Source organism: Streptomyces sp. NPDC001985 (assembly GCF_040296845.1).
In the GTDB taxonomy this organism is placed as follows: Bacteria; Actinomycetota; Actinomycetes; order Streptomycetales; family Streptomycetaceae; genus Streptomyces.
The window spans coordinates 41,486-47,807 of record NZ_JBEOYB010000065.1; the positions used below are offsets into that span (position 1 = coordinate 41,486).

The 6,322-nt window shown below is 72.6% G+C and carries 4 protein-coding genes; all 4 read right to left on the reverse strand.

Features of this window, described 5'->3' with window-relative positions; genetic code table 11:
• Positions 1–406: 406 nt before the first annotated feature.
• Positions 407–3,238 (reverse strand): type I DNA topoisomerase, encoded by a 2,832-nt coding sequence (topA, locus tag ABT122_RS25715; RefSeq protein WP_351556806.1) that lies wholly within the window; start codon positions 3,236–3,238, stop codon positions 407–409.
• A gap of 258 nt (positions 3,239–3,496) precedes the next feature.
• Complete coding sequence (locus ABT122_RS25720) at positions 3,497–3,694, reverse strand: hypothetical protein (protein WP_351556809.1); 198 nt, start codon at positions 3,692–3,694, stop codon at positions 3,497–3,499.
• Between the two features lie 207 nt (positions 3,695–3,901).
• Positions 3,902–5,425: a DUF7059 domain-containing protein gene (locus ABT122_RS25725; RefSeq protein ID WP_351556812.1), complete on the reverse strand. Its 1,524-nt coding sequence runs from the start codon at positions 5,423–5,425 to the stop codon at positions 3,902–3,904.
• Between the two features lie 70 nt (positions 5,426–5,495).
• Positions 5,496–6,068 carry a small secreted protein gene (locus tag ABT122_RS25730; protein WP_351556815.1) on the reverse strand — a complete coding sequence of 191 codons (573 nt, stop codon included), beginning with the start codon at positions 6,066–6,068 and terminating at the stop codon, positions 5,496–5,498.
• Positions 6,069–6,322 lie beyond the last annotated feature (254 nt).

Genomic DNA, 6,322 nt, shown 5'->3' on the forward strand with positions numbered 1-6,322 from the left:
GAGCCCCGGACCGGGCTGTCCGACGCGCGAACCGCAGCGCCCGGCGTCGCACCCGGACGAACGGACCGGACCCGGCGGACCGACCACCACGACCGGGACCCACAGAGCACGCCGGGTCCGGACCCGGGAGACCACCACCGTCCACACCGAACAGAACACCCACCCCGGCCCCGCAGACCACCGGGCCCGGACCTCCGGGACACCCGACACGCGAACCCCAGCGCCCCGCGTCGCACCCGCGCGAGCGGCCGAGCCCGCAGGCCACAGCCCCCGGACCGGACACCCACCCTTGAGGCCCAGGCCCAGGCCCAGGCCCTGACCCGGCGCGCGCCCGGTCCGGGCGCACGCTCCGGGGGCCCGGGGGTGCGGAGCCCCCGAGGGCCTCGGGCCCCCGGGGCCCGGGGCCCTACGCCTCGGACGCCTTCGCCGAGGACGCCGTCTTCTTCGCCGGAGCCTTCTTCGCGGCCGTCTTCTTCGCCGCCGAGGCGGTCGTCTTCTTCGCGGCGGTCTTCTTCGCCGCCGTCGCCTTCTTCGCCGGGGCCTTCTTCGCGGGAGCCTTCTTCGCCGTCTTCTTGGCGGGGCCCTTCGCCCGCTTCTCCGCGAGCAGCTCATAGCCGCGCTCCGGAGTGATCTCCTCCACGCTGTCGCCGGTCCGCAGGGTCGCGTTGGTCTCGCCGTCGGTGACATACGGACCGAAGCGGCCGTCCTTGACGACCACGGGACGGTCGCTCACCGGATCGGTGCCCAGCTCCTTCAGCGGCGGCTTGGCGGCGGCCCGGCCGCGCTGCTTGGGCTGGGCGTAGATCGCGAGCGCCTGCTCCAGCGTGATGGTGAAGAGCTGGTCCTCGCTCTCCAGCGAGCGCGAGTCCGTGCCCTTCTTCAGATACGGGCCGTACCGGCCGTTCTGCGCGGTGATCTCCACACCCTCGGCGTCGGCGCCGACGACCCTCGGCAGGGACATCAGCTTCAGCGCGTCGTCCAGGGTGACCGTGTCCAGGGTCATCGACTTGAAGAGGGAGGCCGTCCGCGGCTTGACCGCGTTCTTCCCCGTCTTCGGGGTGCCCTCGGGGAGGATCTCGGTGACATAGGGGCCGTACCGGCCGTCCTTCGCCACGATCTCGTTCCCGGAGACCGGGTCGGTGCCCAGCGCGAAGTCGCCGCTCGGCTTGGCCAGCAGCTCCTCCGCGTACGCCACGGTCAGCTCGTCGGGCGCCAGGTCCTCCGGCACATCGGCGCGCTGGTGGCCCTCGGTGTCCTTCTCGCCGCGCTCGATGTACGGGCCGTACCGGCCGACGCGCAGCACGATCCCGTCGCCGACGGGGAAGCTGGAGATCTCCCGGGCGTCGATGGCCCCGAGGTCGGTGACCAGCGCCTTCAGACCGCCGAGGTGGTCGCCGTCGCCATTGCCCGCGCCGGAGGCGGCCCCCCGGTCCTCGCCCTCGCCGAAGTAGAAGCGCCGCAGCCACGGCACCGCCTGGGCCTCGCCCCGGGCGATGCAGTCGAGGTCGTCCTCCATCTTGGCGGTGAAGTCGTAGTCCACCAGCCGGCCGAAGTGCTTCTCCAGCAGATTGACCACGGCGAAGCTCAGGAACGACGGCACGAGCGCCGTCCCCTTCTTGAAGACGTACCCGCGGTCGAGGATGGTGCCGATGATCGAGGCGTACGTGGAGGGGCGGCCGATCTCGCGCTCCTCCAGCTCCTTGACCAGGGACGCCTCGGTGTAGCGGGCGGGCGGCTTGGTGGCGTGGCCGTCGACCGAGATCTCCTCGGCGGCGAGCGCGTCCCCCTCGGCGACCTGCGGGAGCCTGCGCTCGCGGTCGTCCAGCTCGGCGTTGGGGTCGTCGGCGCCCTCGACGTACGCCTTCATGAAGCCGTGGAAGGTGATGGTCTTGCCGGAGGCGGTGAACTCCACGTCCCGGCCGTCGGCGGCCGTGCCGCCGATGCGGACGGTGACCGAGTTCCCGGTGGCGTCCTTCATCTGGGAGGCGACGGTCCGCTTCCAGATCAGCTCGTAGAGCTTGAACTGGTCACCGCTGAGACCGGTCTCGGCGGGGGTGCGGAAACGGTCGCCCGAGGGCCGGATCGCCTCGTGCGCCTCCTGCGCGTTCTTGACCTTCCCGGCGTACACCCGCGGCTTCTCGGGCAGGTAGTTCGCCCCGTACAACTGGGTGACCTGCGCACGGGCCGCCGCGACGGCGGTCTCCGAGAGCGTGGTGGAGTCCGTACGCATATAGGTGATGAAGCCGTTCTCGTACAGCTTCTGCGCCACCTGCATGGTCGCCTTGGCCCCGAAGCCCAGCTTGCGGGAGGCCTCCTGCTGGAGCGTCGTCGTACGGAACGGGGCGTACGGGGAGCGGCGGTACGGCTTCGACTCGACCGAGCGCACCGCGAACGAGACGTTCTCCAGCGCGGCGGCCAGGGCGCGGGCGGCGGCCTCGTCCAGGTGGAGCACCCGGGTCTGGCCGGGCTTGAGCAGGCCGTCGGAGCCGAAGTCGCGGCCCTGGGCGACACGCTGTCCGTCGACGGTGTTCAGCCGGGCGAGCAGCGAGGAGGGGTCGGAGGCGTCCCCGGCGCGGCCGGTGGAGAAGGTGCCGGTCAGATCCCAGTACTCGGCGGAGGAGAACGCCCGGCGCTCCCGCTCCCGCTCGACGACCAGACGGGTGGCGACGGACTGGACCCGGCCGGCCGAGAGCCGGGGCATGACCTTCTTCCACAGGACCGGCGAGACCTCGTAGCCGTAGAGGCGGTCGAGGATGCGGCGGGTCTCCTGGGCGTCGACCATGCGCTGGTTCAGCTCGCGCGGGTTGGCGACGGCATCGCGGATCGCGTCCTTGGTGATCTCGTGGAAGACCATCCGGTGGACGGGGACCTTGGGCTTGAGGACTTCGAGGAGGTGCCAGGCGATGGCCTCGCCCTCGCGGTCCTCATCGGTGGCGAGGTAGAGCTCGTCGGATTCGGCGAGCTGCTCCTTGAGCTTCCGGACCTGAGCCTTCTTGTCGGCGTTGACGACATAGACCGGCTGGAAGTCGTGGTCGACGTCGACACCGAGGCGGCGGACCTCACCGGTGTACTTCTCGGGAACTTCGGCCGCGCCGTTCGGGAGGTCGCGGATGTGCCCGACGCTCGCCTCGACGACATAGCCGGGGCCGAGGTAACCCTTGATCGTCTTCGCCTTGGCGGGCGACTCGACGATCACGAGGCGTCGGCCGCCCTGTGCGGTCTCGCTGGTCGGGGACAACTTCGCTCTTCTCTCCGGGTCGGCGCTCGGTGGGCGGACACAGCGGTCTGCGCTGGGTGGCGCGCTGCTGTGGCGCTGCGGTGCTGCTGCGTGGTGCTGGTGCGTGGTGCTCCTGCCGCTGCGGAGTGTGACGGTACAACCCGCCCCTGTGTCAAACGGCAAAAGCCCGCAACGGCCACTCGAACGGTAACCCGACTCCGGGCATTCCTGCCGCCCGGACCGGCACGACAGTGTGCGGGGCGCTTCCTCCGGCGCTTCTCAGAGCCGTCCGAAGCACCACACCCCGAGGGCGAGAGCCACCACGCCGGCGCCGCCGGTGAAGGCGGCGGCGCGGCCCGCCGCCACCCCGTGGGCCACGGGCGCGCGCTGGGCGACCCGTACCGCCGTCCACAGCAGCAGCCCGGCCCCGAACAGCGTGAACGCCGCTCCCGCGAAGATCGCTGGACCACTCTCCATGCCCGTACCCCGTCCTGATTCCCACGCCCGGATGGTTGGGGACCGACCCCGGGGCCGAGGCTGGCACCTCTGGGCGTCGGGGGCGCGACATCGGGGTGAACGACGCGTGGGTTCACCCGGGCGGGGGCGGGGCGCACCGGCCGCAAACCGAACATTGGCCGATCTGCCCCCGTGAAGCGGCGGGAATCCCGCCCCGGAGGCCGGGGGCTAGGGAGTGCGGACCGGTTCCAGGAACCCCTCCTCCACCAGCAGCCGGAGCGCCCGCGGGGTGCGGTCCCGCAGCAGCACCGGGTCCTCCTCGATCAACTGGGCGATGGCGTCGAGAATGCGCCCGGCGCTCAGCGTGCCGTCGCACGCCCCGGCGAAGCCGGCGCCCACGGTGTCGACCTCCGTGGCCCGGCGCATGCCCCGGTTCTGCCGGAGCACCACATGCTCGGGGTGCTCCTCGCCCGGCAGGCCGACCTGCTCCTGCACCACCTCGGGGGCGAGGGTGAAGTGGTCGGCGAGGAGCGCCGCGTCGTCGTGGGTGCGGAGATAGTCCTGGCGGGCGAAGTGGGCGAGCACCGCGGCGCCGAGCGGCTGCTCCACGGGGTGCGGCCACTCCTCGACGACGATCGAGGGACGCTCCGCCGCCGTTCTGCGCAGGGTGATCCAGCCGAAGCCGACGGCCCTGGTGCCGCTCGCCTCGAAGGCGTCGAGCCACTCCTCGTACCGCCGCCGGTACCGCTCGGGGTCGCCGTGGTGGTCGCCGCTGTCGCGCAGCCACAGCTCCGCGTACTGCGTGATGTCCTGGACCTCGCGCTGGACGATCCAGGCGTCGCAGCCGGGCGGCACCCAGGAGCGCAGCCGCTCCTGCCACTCCTCGCCCTCGACGTGCTGCCAGTTGGCGAGGAAGTGGGCGTGGCCCCCGTCGTTCAGCCGGGCGCCGGCCTGGGAGACGAGTGTGCGGCAGAGGTCGTCGCCGGCCATCCCGCCGTCCCGGTAGGTCAGCCGGGGGCCCGGGGAGATCACGAACGGCGGGTTGGAGACGATCAGGTCGAAGCGGCGCGATCCGACCGGCTCGAAGAGCGAGCCCTCGCTCAGCTCGGCCTCGGGGGCGCCGGAGAGCGCGAGGGTGAGACGGGTGAAGTGGAGCGCGCGCGGGTTGAGGTCGGTCGCGGTGACCCGGGTGGCGTGCCGGGAGGCGTGGAGCGCCTGGAGACCGGAGCCGGTGCCGAGGTCGAGCGCGGAGGCCACCGGCGTGCGCACGGTGATGCCGGCGAGCGTGGTGGACGCGCCGCCGACACCGAGCACGACCCGCTCGTCCTGGCCGTCGGCCCCGCCCGCGCCGCCGACCGCGCAGCCGAGGTCGGAGACGATGAACCAGTCCTCGCCCCCGGGTCCTCCGTACGGCCGTATGTCCACGGTGGCGCGGACCCCGGCGCCGTCCCGCACGATCCAGCCGTCGTCCAGGCACTCCTGGAGCGGCAGGGCGGCGCGGGCCCGCTCGGCCGCCACGGGGCGCTGGAGCAGGAAGAGCCGGACGAGGGTGTCGAGGACGGTGTCGCCCCGGGTGGCGCGCAGGGCGGGGACGGTCTCGCTGCGGGCGAGCGCCGCGTACGCGGAGGCGCCGAGCAGGTCGAGCAGCCCGTCGGCGGTGAAGGCGCCGGCGAGCAGCGCCTCACGCAGCCGGGGGGCGTGGGTGGGCGAGGGGAGGCCGGGGGCCGTGCTGGTCGTACTCACACGGACCATTCTCCCCGCCGCCACTGACAATCCGTCCGCCGCCACGGGCGTCCGCCGCGCCGTGGCACCGGGTGGCGGCTCAGGAGGGCGCGTCGGCGGCTGCGGCGCCCTGGGCGACGGGCTTGCAGCCCGGCTGCTTGAGCATCGCCTTGCCGGTCTCGCTCGCCAGGAGCTTCTCCCGCGCGTTCTTGTTCTGCTCGATCTTCGCGAGTCCGTCGGCGACGGGCTGGAGCCCGTCCGCGAACTTCTGCTGGTCGTCCACGTCCAACTCGTCGACCTGCTTCTTCAGGTCGAGGTACGAGGCGGCGTTGGCGTCGTACTCGGCGGCGGCGTTCTTCACGAGCTGCTCGCCGCCCTCGGCCGGAGTGGTGCCGGCCGATCTGAAGGCGGCCGCGTAGCCCTTGTAGACGTCCGAGAGGTCCTGGAATGCCTTGGAGTCGGCGGTCTGGATGTCCCCGGGCTTGCCGTCCGAGGCGGTCGCGCGGATGAGCTGCTCCGCGTCCGCCTCCTTCTTGATCTGCGGCTTGGCGGCGTCGCAGTACTTCTTGGCCCAGTCGTCGACCGTGAATGTGTCCTCGTCGCCGCTGCATCCCGACAGCGCGAGCACCAGTACCGCACCGCCGGAGAGTGCGACCGCAAGCTTCTTCTTCACCGGATGGGTCCCTTCCAAGGCTCCTCGGCCCGGAACATACACGTCAGCCGGGCACCGGCCCCATGCCGTCCACCCGGTTCATCGGATTTGAAGCCATTTGCACCAAGGGAGAGAAGGCTCACGGGAACGGTCCGGCGGGCGGGTGGACACCACGGGCGAACACCACGGGCGGGGGGGGGGGGGGCCCCCCCCCCCCCCCCCCCCCCCCCGCGGGCCCCGGGGGGGGGGGGCGGGGGGCGCGCCACGCCGCGGCG

What these genes read in the sequence shown, in the direction of transcription:
- ABT122_RS25720 (WP_351556809.1), bottom strand. Translation starts at nt 3,694, where the DNA reads ATGGAGAGTGGTCCAGCGATCTTCGCGGGAGCGGCGTTCACGCTGTTC.
- ABT122_RS25725 (WP_351556812.1), bottom strand. Translation starts at nt 5,425, where the DNA reads ATGGTCCGTGTGAGTACGACCAGCACGGCCCCCGGCCTCCCCTCGCCC.